The organism is Mucilaginibacter sp. (assembly GCF_028288225.1).
In the GTDB taxonomy this organism is placed as follows: Bacteria; Bacteroidota; Bacteroidia; order Sphingobacteriales; family Sphingobacteriaceae; genus Mucilaginibacter.
In genome coordinates, this window is record NZ_JAQBOC010000028.1 from 34816 (window position 1) to 52293 (window position 17478).

Annotated in this window: 12 protein-coding genes; 8 read left to right on the top strand and 4 right to left on the bottom strand. The window is 41.0% G+C overall.

Going from position 1 to position 17478, the window contains the following annotated elements; genetic code table 11:
• Positions 1-18: 18 nt before the first annotated feature.
• Positions 19-1176 carry an aminoglycoside phosphotransferase family protein gene (locus tag JWQ54_RS08240; protein WP_299582891.1) on the top strand — a complete coding sequence of 386 codons (1158 nt, stop codon included), beginning with the start codon at positions 19-21 and terminating at the stop codon, positions 1174-1176.
• Between the two features lie 387 nt (positions 1177-1563).
• Positions 1564-2100, top strand: a complete 537-nt coding sequence (locus tag JWQ54_RS08245; RefSeq protein WP_299582894.1) for an RNA polymerase sigma-70 factor — start codon at positions 1564-1566, stop codon at positions 2098-2100.
• Positions 2101-2125: 25 nt separating this feature from the next.
• On the opposite strand, the gene JWQ54_RS08250 is transcribed toward JWQ54_RS08245, so the two are convergent.
• The 4 genes from JWQ54_RS08250 to JWQ54_RS08265 form a co-directional block, all read right to left on the bottom strand.
• On the bottom strand, positions 2126-2512 hold the full coding sequence (locus JWQ54_RS08250; protein ID WP_299582897.1) for a nuclear transport factor 2 family protein: 387 nt from the start codon (positions 2510-2512) through the stop codon (positions 2126-2128).
• A 5-nt stretch (positions 2513-2517) separates the two neighbouring features.
• Positions 2518-2946 (bottom strand): VOC family protein, encoded by a 429-nt coding sequence (locus tag JWQ54_RS08255; RefSeq protein ID WP_299582900.1) that lies wholly within the window; start codon positions 2944-2946, stop codon positions 2518-2520.
• A gap of 133 nt (positions 2947-3079) precedes the next feature.
• The gene (locus tag JWQ54_RS08260) at positions 3080-3691 is read right to left on the bottom strand and encodes a DUF1801 domain-containing protein (RefSeq protein ID WP_299582903.1); all 612 of its coding nucleotides are present in this window, start codon (positions 3689-3691) and stop codon (positions 3080-3082) included.
• 12 nt (positions 3692-3703) lie between these two features.
• On the bottom strand, positions 3704-4114 hold the full coding sequence (locus JWQ54_RS08265) for a VOC family protein (RefSeq protein ID WP_299582905.1): 411 nt from the start codon (positions 4112-4114) through the stop codon (positions 3704-3706).
• Positions 4115-4243: 129 nt separating this feature from the next.
• Between JWQ54_RS08265 and JWQ54_RS08270 the strand changes: the two genes are divergently transcribed.
• The 6 genes from JWQ54_RS08270 (at position 4244) to JWQ54_RS08295 (ending at position 17456) form a co-directional block, all read left to right on the top strand.
• A complete protein-coding gene (locus JWQ54_RS08270) occupies positions 4244-5224 on the top strand; it encodes a GlxA family transcriptional regulator (RefSeq protein ID WP_299582908.1) in 981 nt (326 codons plus the stop codon).
• A 459-nt stretch (positions 5225-5683) separates the two neighbouring features.
• Positions 5684-6775: a FecR family protein gene (locus JWQ54_RS08275; RefSeq protein WP_299582911.1), complete on the top strand. Its 1092-nt coding sequence runs from the start codon at positions 5684-5686 to the stop codon at positions 6773-6775.
• Positions 6776-6971: 196 nt separating this feature from the next.
• Positions 6972-10340: a TonB-dependent receptor gene (locus JWQ54_RS08280; RefSeq protein WP_299582914.1), complete on the top strand. Its 3369-nt coding sequence runs from the start codon at positions 6972-6974 to the stop codon at positions 10338-10340.
• Positions 10341-10344: 4 nt separating this feature from the next.
• Entirely contained in the window at positions 10345-11820 is a 1476-nt protein-coding gene (locus JWQ54_RS08285; protein ID WP_299582917.1) for a RagB/SusD family nutrient uptake outer membrane protein, read from the top strand.
• A gap of 116 nt (positions 11821-11936) precedes the next feature.
• On the top strand, positions 11937-14132 hold the full coding sequence (locus JWQ54_RS08290) for an alpha-N-acetylglucosaminidase (RefSeq protein ID WP_299582920.1): 2196 nt from the start codon (positions 11937-11939) through the stop codon (positions 14130-14132).
• A gap of 48 nt (positions 14133-14180) precedes the next feature.
• Positions 14181-17456 (top strand): GH92 family glycosyl hydrolase, encoded by a 3276-nt coding sequence (locus JWQ54_RS08295; protein WP_299582923.1) that lies wholly within the window; start codon positions 14181-14183, stop codon positions 17454-17456.
• Positions 17457-17478 lie beyond the last annotated feature (22 nt).

Genomic DNA, 17478 nt, shown 5'->3' on the forward strand with positions numbered 1-17478 from the left:
ACTTACACAACAATAACTATGATTCAGGCTAAGAAGAAGTTGAATTTATTAAAAATTGCTTCAAATTTTATAGTTGGGGCAGATGTAGCTTCTATAGAACCTTACGGTTCAGGACATATTAATGATACCTATTACATAAATAATACTAACAAGGAAGATCCTGGTTATTTACTGCAAAGGATCAATCACCGGGTTTTTAAAGACATTCCCTCTTTAATAAATAATATTCACCTGGTGACCAACCATCTGCGATCCAAATTGAAAGAAATTCCTGGTGCTGACCCGGATAAGGAAGTGCTCTCCCTGGTAATGACAAACGATCACAGCTATTATTTTTCAGATGAACGGGGCAATTACTGGAGAATGTATAAGTATCTTAAAAATACCAAAAGCATTGATATTGTTCAAACAAATGAACAGGCTTTTGAAGGGGGCAAAGCTTTTGGAAAATTTCAGATGCTTTTATTTGACCTGGATATTAATTTATTGAATTACACAATTCCTGCTTTTCATCATATCGGCCTGAGGCTCACCCGGCTTAATACATCCTTACAGACTGATCCTTTAGACAGAAAAAAAACCGTAGCGGCAGAGGTGGAATTTATTCAGCACCGTGTAGAGCATATGTGTGCGATCCTGAACCTGGGCAGAGAAGGCGGATTACCCCTAAGGATCACCCATAACGATACAAAGTTCAATAATATATTGCTGGATGAAAACGATCAGGCTCAATGTGTCATCGATTTGGATACCGTAATGCCCGGCTATGTAGCTTATGATTTTGGAGACGCTATCCGTTCCATTATTAATACCGCGCCGGAAGATGAGGCGGATTTGAATAAGATCAGTTTAAATATCCCCCTTTTCGAAGCTTTTACCCGGGGCTACTTACAAGAATCTGCCGGTTTCCTGACAGAAAACGAAATAAGATCACTTCCACTGAGCGTGCTGCTATTTCCCTACATGCAGGGAGTCCGTTTCCTCACAGATTATTTAAATGGGGACGTTTATTATAAAACACACGTTCCTGATCACAACCTTCAGCGTGCGCGTGCCCAATTTCAATTACTCAGAAAACTGGAAGAACAGTATGCCAAAATAGAAGGGTTTATTTGGCAAGCAGCTAATACACATCTAAATAAGGATATAAATACAAACAGAAGTGAAGCCGTTTAATAATATACTATGAGGCAATTGCATCCTTTGCAGCAGTTTTCACACATTGTTAATTAGGGCAGGTTTCTTTTGCCCAAATCAGTACCTGCACCTTCTATTCCCGCCTGCGATCAAAGCTATTTAATTGGTAATAATTCATTTAATTTCTTCTGTAATTTGGTTTCGGAAGCAAAGGCTGCATGTCTACAGGGTCGTTTCATTAAAAGTATCCGGCGCGTTGCTAAAACAAACATCGCCGTTAACCTGCAAAAGAGCAAGGCTAAGGGCCTGTAATACCTGCCACAAAGCCATATATTTTAGTTTGTAATATTTTCTTTACATTAACTATGCTATATTGCAGTGTATTTCGGGGAAACCTCAAATAATTATTAAGAAACATACTCAATTGTGACTATCCATGAACTTATTCATCAAATTCAGTTTAATGACGATGAATCTGCATTCAATGAGCTATATAAACAGCATATAGTTAAATTATACCAGTTTGCATATTCGTTTTTAGACGACAGGGAAGCAGGGGAAGAGATTGTAAATGATGTTTTCCTGAGGATTTGGATAGGTCGCAAAAATCTCAATTCGATAAGAAACATACAGGTTTATTTATATGTTGCTGTAAAAAATGCCTGCCTTAATCATTTACGAAGTATCTCATCAAAAAGGGTTAGGGAACTAAAGCTGACGGAAGCATATTATTTCCATTTATCTATTGATCCGGCACAGCTTCTTATCAGTAAAGAGTTGCAAACCGAGGTTTTAAAAGCGATTAATGAATTACCGCCAAGGTGCAGGCTTATCTTCAGGATGGTAAAGGAGGATGATCTGTCGTGCAACGAAGTAGCAACTATACTTGGCCTTTCAAATAAAACCGTATTTGCCCAGCTTACCATTGCCCTTAAAAAGCTCGACCAGGCGCTTCGGGCATAAGTAATTACACCAAATTTGGGATTAATTAATTGCCTGGTATAGAATGATGCTCATGCACAATTACCCATTGCTCACCTGTTTTCTTTAACCCGATGGTTAGCCTGAAGGGCAATTCCACAAATTCATCCGAACTGCTTTTATCAGAACACTTCATGGTTGCATAGCAGAAAGCAACCTGCTCATCTGCTATTATGTTCAGCTCCGTGATATCAAACACCCCGGGTTTTGTATATTTAAAAAACAGGTCCCATGTTTTACGATAGGCATCAATACCTACCGACTGAAATGGTAAAGGCACATCAAACATTACCAGGTCTGCAGAATGGTGCGCAAGTATGCCGTCAATATCTTTGTTGCGTATTGCCGCTGCCCAGTTTTCAATCAGCATTCTGATTTGTGCTTCGTTGGTCATTTTAATTAATTTAAATTGCCCGATTGTTCCGGCTGGCAATTGAGCAGCCAGTTATTCCCAAACTTATCGGTGAGGCTGCCAAACATGGAGCCCCAAAAGTTTTTCTGTAATGGCTGAGTTGCCTGGCCACCTGCAGCCAGTTTTTTATAGCAGTTTTTTATTTCTTTTTCGCTCCCTGAATTCAAGACCAATGAAACTCCGTTCCCCCTGATCAAGCCTGTTTCAGATGTTATATCAGAACCCATTAATAGCAGGCTGCCATTAGTAAGGGTTGAATGCAGGATGAGATCTTTCATCTTTTTGGGCATCTTTTCAGACAATGGGGACTCCCCAATGGTTTGAAAAAACAATTCGCCCCCCAGGCATTGCTGATAAAATACCATGGCCTTACGGCAGTTGCCGTTAAATGTAAGGTATGAATTGATCGTACTCATTTTTTACATTGTATTATACTGGTGCTAAGTCAACAGTCTTAAGTCGAAAGCCTTAAGTCAAATTTTGTTTTTCTTCTGACTTAGAACTTAAGACTCGAGACTAAATGTCAATTCATTTTGACGCTACACCAGGTTACTTCTCATATTGCCAAAATCTGCCTTTTCCATCGGCTATCCACTCCAGCGCCTGCTCCATCCTGGTTTGGCGGGTGGCATCTGTTTTTGCACCTGTTATCCAAACTAAATAGTCCTTGCGAAAAGACTGTGATTTACTTTCGAAAATTTCTTTCGCCAGCGGCTTGGTTGCCAGCTTTTCAGTAAAATAATCCGGCACTTCAATTACCTGTGGTTTTTCAGATACAGGGCGTACTTTTTTTATGCCGGCTTCGTTTAAAGCCATCGCTTCTTTTATATAAGCAACCAAAATAGCCTTTTCAGGCAAATCAGATAAAGAGGTGAGCTTATCCATATTTCCCATTGATTGCCCTGGTTTGGCATTTTCTTTCAGTTTTGGATGGATCATTAATTCCGCTTTAAAAAGGCTGAACGAACAATGCTTTTTGTAGGACGCCAGGATGCACATCATATCGCCTTTGTAATCAAAATGAGGGATCCCCCATTTAATTACCTCTTCAACTTCGGGGCATGTTTCATGAATTATTTTGCGCAGGTATTCCAATATAGGCTTTGCAAAATCTGCTGCCTTAGCAATATACGCATCTACTTGTGGATTGAATTGTGCCATTTTATTCAGAATTTAATTGTTTGCCGGAAACTTACTCATGTCCATAAAAAAGATCTCCCAGGTGTGCCCGTCAAAATCTTCAATATTCCTTTTCTGCATAAAACCATAATCTGCAAATGGTACGGGTTCAACGCCCCCTGCGGCAACTCCTTTATCTGCTAATTCATTTACCTTGTCCAAACTCCCTACTGACAATGCAAATAATCCCGCAGTGTTATTCTTCGTATCAGCAATGGGTTTAGTTATAAAAGTTTGAAATTTTTCGTGCGACATAATCATTACAAAAATGTGTTCGCTCCATAGCATACATTTAGTGGTGTCGTCTGAAAATTGCGGATTGTTTGTAAAGCCTATTTGGGTGTAAAAGTCCATTGATTTGTTAACGTCTTTTACTGCTAAATTGATAAACACCTGAGATTCCATTTTGTAAAATTTAAATTGTTTTGTTATGAATATATTGACAATACAAAGTTGGCAAGGAAAACGGAAACAGATGCTGTAAGTATGTGCCAAATAAAGGGGATTTTGCGACAAAAATATTACCTTAGTCACATGAAGTATGTAAGCATCCTGGTTCCGGAATCGTCAGTAATGCAGGCCATTGCCGACCCTCAGTATCTTTTTTCTGCAGCAAACCAGTTCCTGGTGGCATCAGGAAAGGCGCCGTTATTTCATGTGGAATTAGTTGGAGCAAAAAAAGACGTTAAATTAAATGATGGATTGTTCTCTGTGCATACCGATAAGCAACTGAATGATGTAACGAAGACCGACCTTGTTTTAATACCTGCCTTGTTTGGGGATATGAAAACAGCCATATCAAAAAACAAAACACTGCTGCCCTGGATCAATGAACAATATAAAAACGGCGCCGAGGTGGCATCCCTTTGCGTAGGCGCTTTTTTGTTAGCTTCCACAGGGCTATTGAATGGAAAAAAGTGCTCCACACACTGGGGATTTCAAAATGAGTTCAGGCAGATGTTCCCGGATGTGGAAGTGATTGACGGAAGTATTATCACAGAGGAACATAGGATCTATTCAAGCGGCGGCGCTAATTCTTACTGGACTTTGCTGTTGCATTTATTAGAAAAATATACCGATAGGGCAACTGCCGTGCTTGCCTCTAAATATTTTGCTGTGGATATTGACAGGGACAGCCAGGCGGTTTTCGCTATGTTTATGGGCCAAAAAAATCATGGTGACGAAAGCATAAAAAAAGCGCAGGAATATATTGAACAGCATACACAGGAAAAAATTTCTATTGATGACCTGGCTGATGTTACTGCCATAGGGAGAAGAAGTTTTGAAAGAAGATTTAAGGAGGCTACCAATAATTCGGTACTAGAATATATCCACCGGGTAAAGATAGAAGCGGCCAAGCGCCAGTTTGAGAACAGCCGTAAAAATATTAACGAAGTAATGTATGATATTGGCTATACAGATACCAAAGCATTCAGGGCAATGTTTAAAAAGTTAACCGGCTTAACTCCGGTTGAATACAGGAATAAGTATAATAAGATGGCCGTGCAGGATTGAGATTTTATTTTTGAACATGTTGGAACAGGCTGATTCTCTTTGCCTCTCTTTTTATTAAATCCGGGTTTCAAATGTTTAAGATGCCGCAGCAACAGCTCCCAAAAGCGGAACATCATTAATCCCGAAATCACTTAAGTTAACGTGAGTTCGACATAAGCAAATTGTCACCTCACCCCAAACCCTTCTGCAACAGCGTTGATGCGAAGCGCAAATTTGTGTATCCACGCCGGCAAAGCGTTCCATTTTTACCACGGAACACCCGGAACGTTATGAAACGCGCTCATTATCAGTACGTTTCACTTTTATTAAGAATTGAGTAAATGTAAGTGCTTGATAATCAAGCGCTATACTGCCAACCTTTATATCGAACTTACGTTATTTTAATATTTCAACTTTTTTTAAATTCTTTTAGGAAAATCTCCGCCTGGCCGTGTCCTTACAGCAGAACACCAAATTATTATGGGAAAATCCAGGTTTATTGAGCTTATGGCGAAGAGTATTGGCAAAACTGCCACTGAAAAAGAGTTGGCAGAGCTCGAAGTATTTCTTGACCAGTTTCCTGAATATAGAAAAATGCAAAAGGTTACCGATGCGTTGAAGAGTGATTTAAAACAACCGGATCCTACAGCAAAACAAAAAGACCTTAGCGAAAGGATTGAAGAGCTTTGGTATAAGATCAAAAACTCAGGTGAAAGCTCTGTTCCCTTCGGGGGAAAAAGTAAGGTAAGATCTTTAGTTAATTGGCAGTGGGCCGCTGCTGCTGTACTAATATTTACTATAAGCGGTGTGTTTTTTTATACCAGTCGACCACGATCTGTTAACCAGCTAACAAAAGCAGTAATTCATCATATTTATGTGCCTTATGGGAAAACTACAGGAATAGTAATGCCTGATGGTACAAAAGTAAAGCTGAATGCAGGGAGCTCGTTTTTTTACCCTGAAACATTTTCAAAAGCCACCAGGGAAGTAAGCCTGGAAGGCGAAGCTTTTTTTGAAGTTACAAAAAATGCTAAAAAGCCATTTTTGGTGCATACAAGCACACTTACAATAAAAGTACTGGGTACGGTATTTAATGTAAAAGCCTACCGAAACGACAAAAATATTGAAACCACCTTGTTGACAGGTAAGGTACAAGTTGAATTGAAAAACGAAACTGAAAAAAACATTATACTGCTCCCGAATGAAAAACTTATTGTGGCCAATAGTTTATCGCGTACAATAAATGCATCGGCTGTAAATACCGGGGGAGCTAAGATAGATTACAAGGTTACAGCGTTGCCGCAGGTAAAAACAGAAGGTATTAAAGAAACAGCCTGGCTTGATAACAGAATTGTATTTACCAATGAAAGTTTCGAAGAGGTAGCCAAACAAATAGAGCGGAAATATAATGTGCAAATGATATTTGACGAACAATCACTTAAAAACGAACAGATAAGTGGTGTATTGGAAAATGAATCATTGGAACAGGCACTGCAAATTATAAAAATGATTACGCCATTTAAATTCAGAATAGATGGAAGAATTATTTATTTAACACATACAGGAACTTAACATACAGGAAACTCAATTCACTCAATATTCACTCAAACTAAAATTACTATGAAAAAAACTTACCTATCGGATTCCTGAAATGCCACATAAACAAGGGAAGAGGTGGTACTCTTCCCCTTAAAAATCGGGATTAAATAACAGGAGTAAAAGTTTTCAGACAGCTTACTCCATTCCTTAACTTTCAAAAACAAATCTAATGAAAAAATTAGTAAAGGCATTTGCGTTTATATATGCACAACCATGCTTTAAATTTATTTTGCTAATGAAAGCGGCATTTTTAATAACACTGGTTACCTGCCTGCAAGTGTCGGCAAGTGTATACTCCCAGCAAAAATTCTCGCTAAATATTAAGCAAACCGAAGTAAGTAACATACTTACCAAAATTCAAAAACAAAGTGATTATCGGTTTTTTTACAATTACTCAAGTATCAAAAAACTTGGTAAAGTAAACTTGCAGGTAAAAGACGCCACCATCAATCAAATTTTAGATGCTATTATAGAGAACAAACTCCCCTATAAAATAGCAGATGATCATGTGGTTATAATATATAACCCGGATGATGTTAATGCCCAGATCACCGTAAAAGGAAAGGTTGTTGACAACAAAGGCGAACCGCTTATTGGGGTAAGTGTAAAGTTACAGGGCACCAATTTAGGGGTAACCACTAATGTTAATGGTGAATTTTCAATTGCAGCACCTGAAAATGGCGTTTTGGAATTAACCTATATAGGTTTCGAAAAAAAAATTGTTCAAATTGAGGGTAAAACAAACTTAGCCATTACCATGACTGCTTTGCCTTCATCACTAAATGAGGTTGTAATTGTAGGTTACGGAACAAGTAAAAAAGTTGATGTTACGGGCTCAATTTCAAGTGTTAAAGGCGCGGATATTCAAAATTTACCGGTAAGTTCTGCCGCCCAGGCTTTAGATGGCCGGGCCAGCGGCGTGAACATTGTACGTAACGATGGCTCGCCGGGGGCAGCGCCAAGTATCAGGATTCGTGGCACCGGTACCATCAATGATGCTAATCCGCTTGTAGTAATTGATGGTGTACCTACCAGTAATCCTGATGCATTAAGCGATATCAATCCTAATGATATTTCATCAATCGATATTTTAAAGGATGCCTCTTCAAGTGCAATTTATGGTACCAGGGCTGCAAATGGTGTGGTTTTGGTAACTACTAAAAAAGGTACGTATAACCAAAAGCTAAGTACTACAGTGAATTTTTATAATGGGTTTTCTAACTCAACTAAATATATCGATCTGCTTACTGCACCTGATCTGTATAAGCTGAAGCGGGAAAGATATACTAATGATGGCGTAGCCATTGATGCCCCATGGAACGATGAATATTATGCCGTGCAAAGAACCGACTGGCAGCGCGCCATAATGGGTACGGGCCATGTAACCAATGGTGATGTTAACATACAAGGTGGGAATGAGGTGTCAAACTATTATTTTTCTACCTCTATTTATAACGAGGACGGGATCATTAATAAAACTAATTTTAAGCGTTACAGCACCCGCATCAATTCGGAGCATAAAGTAAAACCATGGTTAAAGCTGGGCGAAAACATTCAATTAACCTACGGCAGTCAGAATGGCTTTGATAATTATAGTTCGCAAACAGGACTGATCTTCTCGGCATTGCGCTTTAACCCTGCCATCCCACTGGTTAACCCGGATGGTACTTATGGCACATCAAAAGCTTTTGCCAACCAGCTGGGTGATATCAACAGTCCTTACGCAACAATCCAGGAAGCAGACAGGTACAGCAAAAAATACAGGGCCCTGGCTAATGCTTTTGCAGAAATTACGTTTATGAAGGAGTTAAAACTGCGGGTTAATTATGCTTTTGACGGCGCTATAAACCGTGGATACAATTTTAACATAGCAGATGTAAACCAGGCGCGGCAAAATACAACATCTACCTTAACCCAAACCGAGGAAGAGGTATCATCACAGCTGCTGGAATCATTCCTTACCTATGATAAGGTATTTGGCAAAAGCCATGTAACCTTTACCGGAGGTTATTCTTATCAAAATTTTAAAGATTATGGTTTTAACGCATCAAGGGTTGGATATGATGATACAGACCCGGCCCAAAGGGTACTTAACCAGGGCAACAGCCAGTTTAATTCAAATTTGCCGGTGCAGCCTAATTCCCTTCAATCAGGTTTTGCAAGGCTGTTTTATGATTATAATGGCAGGTTCCTTGCTACAGTAACCTTCCGTGCAGACGGATCTTCAAAATTTGCCCCGAGCAAACAATGGGGTTATTTTCCGGCTTTTTCATTAGGCTGGAGACTATCTAACGAGCAATTTATTAAAGATCTAACCTGGATAAATAACCTTAAATTAACCGGTGGTTACGGTGAGCTGGGAAATCAGAACGTTGGTCCTTACCAATATCTAAGTTTAATAAAAATTGGCAGCACTTATGAAAATGGTGGTTACGCCTTTGGTGGCACGGGTGTAAGCGGTGCCGCAGTTACAAGCATTGCCAATCCTGATATTACCTGGGAACGCGCTGCCATGACCAACATAAGCCTTGATGCAGGCTTTTTAAATAACAGGTTAAATACAACAATAACCTGGTTTAATAAGGATACTAAAGATATGCTGATATCACCACCTGTAGTAGGTACAGCAGGATCGGTAGCCATCCCTAATCAAAATATCGGCACCATGAATAACCGTGGCGTTGAGGTGGAGTTTAACTACCAGGGTGGTACCGACTTAAAATACTCCTTTGGCGCAAATGCTTCGTTTATTAAAAATAAAGTAACCAAGCTTAACGGCGAGGGCACCTTTATCGGATCGGTGGTTTATGGCCGCTCAAGCCAGGAGATTTCAAGAACTTACCAGGGACAACCTATCGCTTCATTTTATGGGTGGAAAACCAATGGCTTATACCAAACCCAGGCAGAGATTGATGGTGACCCGGCCCTTAAAAACGACTCAAGAAAAAGCGGGATCAGGCCAGGCGATGTGCGATTCCTTGATTTAAATGGCGATGGCTTAATTGATGGTAATGATCGTGCCAACCTGGGCAATCCTAACCCCAATGTTACTGCCGGCTTGCAGGGTAGTTTGTCCTATAAAGGCTTTGATTTTTCGGCAAGTTTTACAGGAGTGTTTGGTGTGAGCTTATACAATGCCGACAGGATGCAGGGGATAGACCCAACTTATCCGTTTAATCTTTATGCCGAAGACTTAGGCCGCTGGACCGGCCCGGGAACAAGCAACAGTATCCCAAGATTATCGCTCGACCGTGCAAATGATAACTACCGCACATCTGATCTGTTTGTTGAAAGCGGCAGCTATTTCAGCCTTAAAAATGCAACGTTAGGTTATACCTTACCTGCTAAATGGGCTAAAAAAACAACTTTAAGCAATATAAGGCTATATGCATCCGGTCAGAATATATTTATCATAACCAACTATAAAGGATATACGCCGGAACTTGGTTATACCAACGGCAACTTGCAAAGAGGGGTTGATGTGGCCCAGTACCCTTCGGTTAGAACAATTACATTCGGTTTAACAGCTAAACTATAAAATCATGAAATCGAAAATAATAATATATATAGTCATTGTGCTTGTGTTATTTAACAGCGCCTGTAAAAAAGCACTTGATCTTAAACAACAAGGGGTTTATACCTCAGAGAATTATTTTAGAAACGAAGTTGATGCCGTTAATGCCGTATCAGGTATTTACAGCCTTTTAGAGGAAGAGGATTATATAGGCCACGCAGAAGCCACGTATGACGTTCCTTCTGATGATTACTGGCGCTCCGGCGATCATGGTGAAGATGAAGGAATAGAAAATTTAACTTACGATGCTTCAAACGCAGCTATAAGGTATCCCTGGAAATGGAAGTATGAAACCGTTAACCGCGCCACCAATTGCATCATTAACATCCCTAAGATCACTGCTATTTCTGCTGAAGTTAAATTGCGCAGCATGGGCGAGGCTTATTTTTTAAGGGCCTTTGGTTACTGGCGTTTAATGGTAATTTATGGCGATGTACCTATCATTACCGAGGATGATTATACCAAGCAAGTTTTTAATGTTCCCAAATCGCCGATAGAGGATGTACGGAAACAAATTGAAGCCGACCTGCTGAAAGCGGTTGACCTGTTACCTGAAAGCTATGGCGCTGCCGACCGTGGCCGCGTAAGTAAAGGAACAGCCCTCGGACTTTTAACCAAGCTTTATATGTACTGGGAAAAACTCCCTGAGGCAATTACAACGGGCCAAAAGGTGATATCAAATTCCCATTACGCATTGGCTGCTAATTACCAGGATAATTTTACCCGTGCTAATGAGAGCAGTACCGAATTGTTATTCTCTATCCAGGCAGTACAAAACGTTGTTCAAAACGATTTTACCGTTTATTACATTCCAAGGCCATGGGGCGGGTATGGCTTTAGCCAGCCTTTGCAGGGTTTGGCAAATGAATTTGAAGCCAATGATCCGCGTAAGGCCGCTACACTTTTAAGCGTTGGCGATAAGGTAGACCTTGGTGATGGGAACGGATTAACTACTTTTACTGCCGATTTATCGGCAACCGGGTTTGCTTTTAAAAAGTATGCTGTATTTAACACAGCGGCTGCAGGCGGCGGGGTTGACCATACTTACGCGGTACCATTAATGCGTTCGGCTGATATTTATCTGCTGGTAGCAGAAGCCCTGATCCGTACCAACGGTGCTGGTGCAGGCGATGCATTGATAAACCAGGTGAGACGCCGTGCATCAACTTTATTGCCGCCCGTTTCTGGTGCCGGTATGACACAATTGATCCACGAGCGCCGTGTTGAACTAGCTGGAGAAGGCGAACGCCACCAGGACCTGATGCGCTGGGACAAAGCTAAAATTGTTGACATTGCAGCAATATACAATCTGCCAATTTCAAAGGCGCCTATTGATCAGTCAAAAACGGTGACATTTATTCGCCCTAAAAATTATTATTTCCCGTTACCACAGGTAGAAATTGATAAGAGTAAGGGCATTTTGGTGCAAAATCCAAACTTCTAAAAAACAATCATTTATATTGCCGGCAGCCCGTCATATATTACTATTAGCAAATAGGTTTATGCAGGCTGTCGGCTTTTATTTATCATTAAAGTTCATAATTAAAAGTTCATATATAGATGAAAAATTGGTTGTTCATTTTTATTATAAGTGTGTTTGGTTTAAACGCTTATGCCCAGGTTGATCAAAAAGCTTCCCGTGATTTTATTGAAAGGGTTATTCCTGGCAGGTCGGCATCTTTCCTGGTAGAAGCCATAAACCGGGATAATGGTAAGGATGCATTTGAGCTTAATAGCCGCGATGGTAAAATAGTTTTACGTGGCAACAATGGCTTATCTGCAGCAGCAGCTTTAAATTATTACCTTAAAAATTACTGCTTTTGCGATATCGGATGGAATGGCACCAATTTAAAACTACCGGTAAGTTTACCGATAGTTTTAAGCAAGATCCATAAATCAACCCCATACCAATACCGTTATTACCTCAACTACTGCACGTTTAATTATTCAATGGCCTGGTGGGATTGGGAGCGTTGGCAGAAAGAGATAGACTGGATGGCGTTGAATGGTATTAATATGCCGCTTGCCATTACGGGCGAAGAAGCTGTTTGGCAGGATGTATATAAAAGTATGGGCTTTACTGACAAGGAACTGGCTGCATTTTTTAGCGGGCCGGCCTATTTCTCCTGGTTTTGGATGGGTAATATTGATGCATGGGGTGGTCCGTTACCGCAGCACTGGATGGATAGCCATAAAGCATTGCAAAAAAAGATCCTGGAGCGCGAACGCTCGTTCGGAATGAAACCTGTGTTGTCATCATTTACCGGGCATGTGCCGCCATCTTTCAAAGACAGGTTTCCGAAGGCAAAGGTTAAAAAGACCAACTGGGACGCCGGCTTTCCTGACGTATTTATTCTTGATCCGGATGATGAAATGTTTGAAACCATTGGCAAGAAATATATCGAAGCGCAAACAAAAGAGTTTGGTACAGACCACCTTTATTCTGCCGATACGTTCAATGAAAATGTACCGCCCACCAATGATTCTACCTACCTGGATGGGATGAGTAAAAAAGTATTCCGGTCAATGACCGTTGCTGACCCTAAGGGGGTTTGGGTTATGCAGGGCTGGATGTTTCACTACAATAATAAATTCTGGCAGCCCCAGCAAATCAGGGCTTTGCTGAATGCTATTCCTAACGATCAAATGATCATTCTTGATCTGTATAGTGATGCTCACCCTGTTTGGAACCGTACAGATGCGTATTACGGCAAGCCCTGGATCTGGAATATGCTGCAAAATTTTGGCGGTAACATCAGCCTGTTCGGGCGGATGCGCCATGTGGCGGCTGATCCGGCTATTGCCCTTCACGACCCGGAATCGAAAAACATGGTAGGGATTGGTTTAGCGCCGGAGGGGATAGAACAAAACCCGGCGCTGTTTGAATTAATGCTGGAAAATGTTTGGAGAGACACACCCATTGATGCAGATGCGTGGGTAAATAATTATGCCAAACGCCGTTATGGTAAAGCTAGCCGGCTAATGAGTGAAGCCTGGAATATTTTATTAAATACGGTATATAGTGGGGGACTTAGTGAAGGCGGTCCGGAATCAATTATAGTTGCAAGGCCAACATTAAAAAAAACTATTGACCGGGTTAATACCAAACTTGAATATGACCCGCTGAAACTGCTTAAAGCCTGGAGACTGTTCATGCAGGCATCAGACAGTTTAAAATTAAGTGATGGATTTGAGTATGACCTTGTTGATATAACCCGGCAGGTACTTGCTAATTATGCAAGTCCGCTGCAACAAAAAATTGCAGCAGCCTACCGCGAAAAAGATCAGCCGGGCTTTAAGAAATACTGCGGTGAGTTTTTGCAGCTAATGGATGATATAGATGCCTTGCTGAATATGTGGCAGGATTTTTTATTGGGTAAATGGATCAATGAAGCCAGGGCAAATGGTGTTACTGACGAGGAAAAAAACCTTTATGAATTTAATGCGAGGGATTTGATAACCTTATGGGGCGATAAAGAAAGCGGACTGCGTGAATACTCCAACCGGCAATGGGCCGGGCTAATAAAAGGATATTATAAACCCAGGTGGGAGCTGTATTTTTCGCAGCTTGATAAAGCAATGACCTCCAACACTCCGTTTGATGATAAAGCCTTTGATAAACAGGTAAAGGATTGGGAATGGCAATGGGTTAATAAGCATGGTAATGCATACCCGGATCTAATTAAAGGCAATGCTATTGAACAAGCTAAACTGCTGTTTGCAAAATATAACAGCATCATACAACAATCTTATTAGTCCGGTACAGATGATAAAGATCTATATCAAAATATAAAATCTGTTATCATGAATAAAATGGCCACTTTTATAAAGCTCACACTGTTTTTCCTGGTGGTAATTAACAGCGTTTACGCCCAGGAAAAAGATCACCTGCACTATGTTGATCCTTTTATCGGCACAACAAAAAGCGGGGTGTTTACCCGTTGGGGAGGTGATGGCGGAACTTATCCCGGCGCTGTGGCTCCCTCAGGTTTTATTCAAATAAGTCCTGAAACACATGTTACCGGGGGCAGGGGTTATAATTATGCCGATACCTCCGTTTATTATTTCAGCTGTATTAACCACCCAAGCGGCTTCCCTGATGGTTCTGCCGGGCATTTATTTATTCTGCCGGTTATGCAAGGGCAACATTTTGAGCCGGGTAAATACAACAGGCGTTTTTCGCATCGTGATGAAGTGGCCCGACCCGGCTATTACAAAATAGTTTTTAAAGACAACCAAACCATTGCCGAGGCAGTTGCGTCCACCCGCACAGGTGTGCTCCGTTTTACATTTGCAGCGGGGGTAAAACCGCAAATTTTTGTGGGGGATGCTGGTAATATTACCATGCCTGCCAAACGGATCTTGCATGGAAAAATGGCAAATACGGTAATTAATTTCAGCGAAGATTATACCGAAAAAAAACAAATAAAAAACGGTTATCTGCTTGTCTTTAAAAGTACAGCAGCCGGCCGTAAAATTATCGAACTTAAATTAAGTACATCCACCGTAAGCTTTGCCGGTGCGCAAAATAATATCGATAAAGAATTAAAGCAGTTAAGCTTTGATCAGCTTGTTAAGCGTACCCGCGATGAATGGGCCAAACAGCTCTCGGTAATGGATGTGACAGATCCCGATGAACAAAACAAAACCGTTTTTTACACTGCCTTATATCATTCGCTGTTGATCCCCTGGGTAATTTCGGATGTTGACGGCAGGTTCACGGGCACTGACGGCGCCATTCAACAAACAAACGGAAAAAAAGAATATGGTTTTTTTTCGCCCTGGGATACTTTCCGTTCCCTGCACCCGCTTTTGAGCCTGCTCTATCCCGAAAAGCAAAATGATATCATACTATCCATGCTGGATCTTTACAGGCAAACCGGTCACCTGCCCACCGAGTCGATGACGGGGAATCATGCTGTGCCTATTATTGTGGATGCTTACTTAAAAGGTATTACAGGTTTTGATAAGGCACTGGCTTATGAGGCCATGAAAAAGAATATTGTTGATTCTCCTTTTGTACAAAATGATCTTGCAATTTACCAACGGATGGGCTATGTCCCTTTTACCAGTTCAGAATCTGTTACGCGCACGGTGGAATATGCTTATGACGATTGGGCGCTGTCGCAATACGCTAAACAGGTGATAAACAATGATAAAGATTATGCTATTTTACAGCAAAGAGGCTATAATTACAGGAACTTATTTAATCCATCCGAATTGTTTATGCTTCCGCGAAACGGGAACGACTTTAAGATAAATCCTGGAATGTCGGGCTATAAGGAGGGAGATAAATGGGTGTATTCCTATTTTGTGCCGCAAAATACAAAAGACCTGGTAAACTTAATGGGCGGAAATAAAGCATTCTCCAATCGCCTTGATTCGGCTTTAACTAATCAGGTGATATTATTTGATAACGAAACGGTTATTCATTTGCCTTATCTTTTTAATGAGGCCGGTCGCCCTGATCTTACCCAAAAGTGGTGCAGGGACATCATGCTTTCGCGATTTAAGGCTAGCCCCGATGGTTTGCCCGGGAATGATGACCTTGGAGCAATGTCAAGTGCTTACCTGTTTAATGCCATGGGGATTTTCCCGGTATGCCCGGGGCGCCCGCTTTATGCAATTGGTGCACCATTGTTTCAGTCGGTAAAGCTGCACCTGGCCAATAAAAAAATCTTTGTGATCGAAAGCAAAGATCAATCGGCTAAAAACAAATATGTACGATCATTAATCGTTAATGGCGAGCCTTATGAACAACTAAGCATCCCGCATTCTCTATTGCTAAAGGGAGGGACGATGCAGTTTGTAATGAGTGAAAATGCGAATGAACAATGGTCTAAAAATAAAGACCCATTGGAACTTTCAGAAACCAAAAGTGCCGCTGATCTGCAAATCCTGAAATATTCCCTCTCAAAAACCAAAGTTGAGCCGAACGAACAATTCTGGCTGCGATTTTCAATCACAAACAAAGGTAGCCTGGGAACTAAAAAGGTTATAGTATTTGTAAACGGAAAAGAATATGGTTTTAAGAATTGCCTTGTCCCTCAAGGAACAATTTTAACAGATTCTATTAGCTGCCGCCTGTATAAATTGGGGCAGGCAACGGTAGGTTCGGACAGTACCGGTGCAAAGATGGTTGAAGTTGCTGAACCAGCTCATCCTGTAGCGCATCCTTTTATGATATCCGGTTTAACAGTAAAACCTGTTATAAAAATCAATAGCGAGCAACAAATCCAATATCATATTAAAAACCTTACGGGCAAAGATCAGTTATTTACCATCCCGGTAACAGCTGATGATTCGTTGTTGTATAGTGATTCCATCAAGCTCAAGCCCGGCGAGAGGAAAGCAATAATGCACCGTTTGATCGTAAGTAAAGCAGGACTTACAACCATTAAAGCAGGTAGCGCCCAGGTAAAATATAAGGTTTACAGCAGTAACACATCTACTTTGTTATTAGACCTTTCCCTAACTGAGAGCGGCAATACTGTTGCTGACAAGTCAGGTTTTGAAAATAATGGCAGCGTTATGAGGCCGAAACCGGGTAAAGCTGTAAAAGGCAGCAGAATTTCATTGGGAGACAGTTGCTTTGTAGAAGTGCCCAATTCACAGAGCCTTGATAACATGGGCGAAAACATCACCATGATGGCCTGGGTTTATCCAAAAGGGAATGAAACCGGCCTTGTTGACCTGCTAACCAAAGGCGACAGCCATGTTTTACAAATGATGAATAATAAAACACTTACCTTTTTTGCTGGAGGATGGGGCAGGGGCGATTGTACCGTTAACTTGCCGGCTAACTGGAAACAGCAATGGCACCATATTGCAGGCGTGTGCAAGGGCGATATTTTATCCGTTTACATTGATGGCAAATTAAGCGGAACCTCAAAAGTTGAAGGGATTGTTAATTTATCCATAGGCAATAAATGGCAGATCGGCAGAAATGAAGAGTTTCCATCCGAAAGGGTCTTCCATGGTTATATGGATGGTGTAAAAGTTTTTGAGGAAGCTTTATCTGCTAAGGAAATCCAGGTTGTATTTACCAAGGAAGAACCGGTAATTAAGTGGGCTTTTTAAAAGCTGTAACTTGACACCCCAC

Excerpts from the sequence above, each read along its gene's own strand:
- JWQ54_RS08290 (WP_299582920.1), top strand. The coding sequence starts at position 11,937 with ATGAAAAATTGGTTGTTCATTTTTATTATAAGTGTGTTTGGTTTAAAC.
- JWQ54_RS08240 (WP_299582891.1), top strand. The coding sequence starts at position 19 with ATGATTCAGGCTAAGAAGAAGTTGAATTTATTAAAAATTGCTTCAAAT.
- JWQ54_RS08250 (WP_299582897.1), bottom strand. The coding sequence starts at position 2,512 with ATGACCAACGAAGCACAAATCAGAATGCTGATTGAAAACTGGGCAGCG.
- JWQ54_RS08280 (WP_299582914.1), top strand. The coding sequence starts at position 6,972 with ATGAAAAAATTAGTAAAGGCATTTGCGTTTATATATGCACAACCATGC.
- JWQ54_RS08275 (WP_299582911.1), top strand. The coding sequence starts at position 5,684 with ATGGGAAAATCCAGGTTTATTGAGCTTATGGCGAAGAGTATTGGCAAA.
- JWQ54_RS08255 (WP_299582900.1), bottom strand. The coding sequence starts at position 2,946 with ATGAGTACGATCAATTCATACCTTACATTTAACGGCAACTGCCGTAAG.
- JWQ54_RS08265 (WP_299582905.1), bottom strand. The coding sequence starts at position 4,114 with ATGGAATCTCAGGTGTTTATCAATTTAGCAGTAAAAGACGTTAACAAA.
- JWQ54_RS08285 (WP_299582917.1), top strand. The coding sequence starts at position 10,345 with ATGAAATCGAAAATAATAATATATATAGTCATTGTGCTTGTGTTATTT.
- JWQ54_RS08295 (WP_299582923.1), top strand. The coding sequence starts at position 14,181 with ATGAATAAAATGGCCACTTTTATAAAGCTCACACTGTTTTTCCTGGTG.
- JWQ54_RS08270 (WP_299582908.1), top strand. The coding sequence starts at position 4,244 with ATGAAGTATGTAAGCATCCTGGTTCCGGAATCGTCAGTAATGCAGGCC.
- JWQ54_RS08260 (WP_299582903.1), bottom strand. The coding sequence starts at position 3,691 with ATGGCACAATTCAATCCACAAGTAGATGCGTATATTGCTAAGGCAGCA.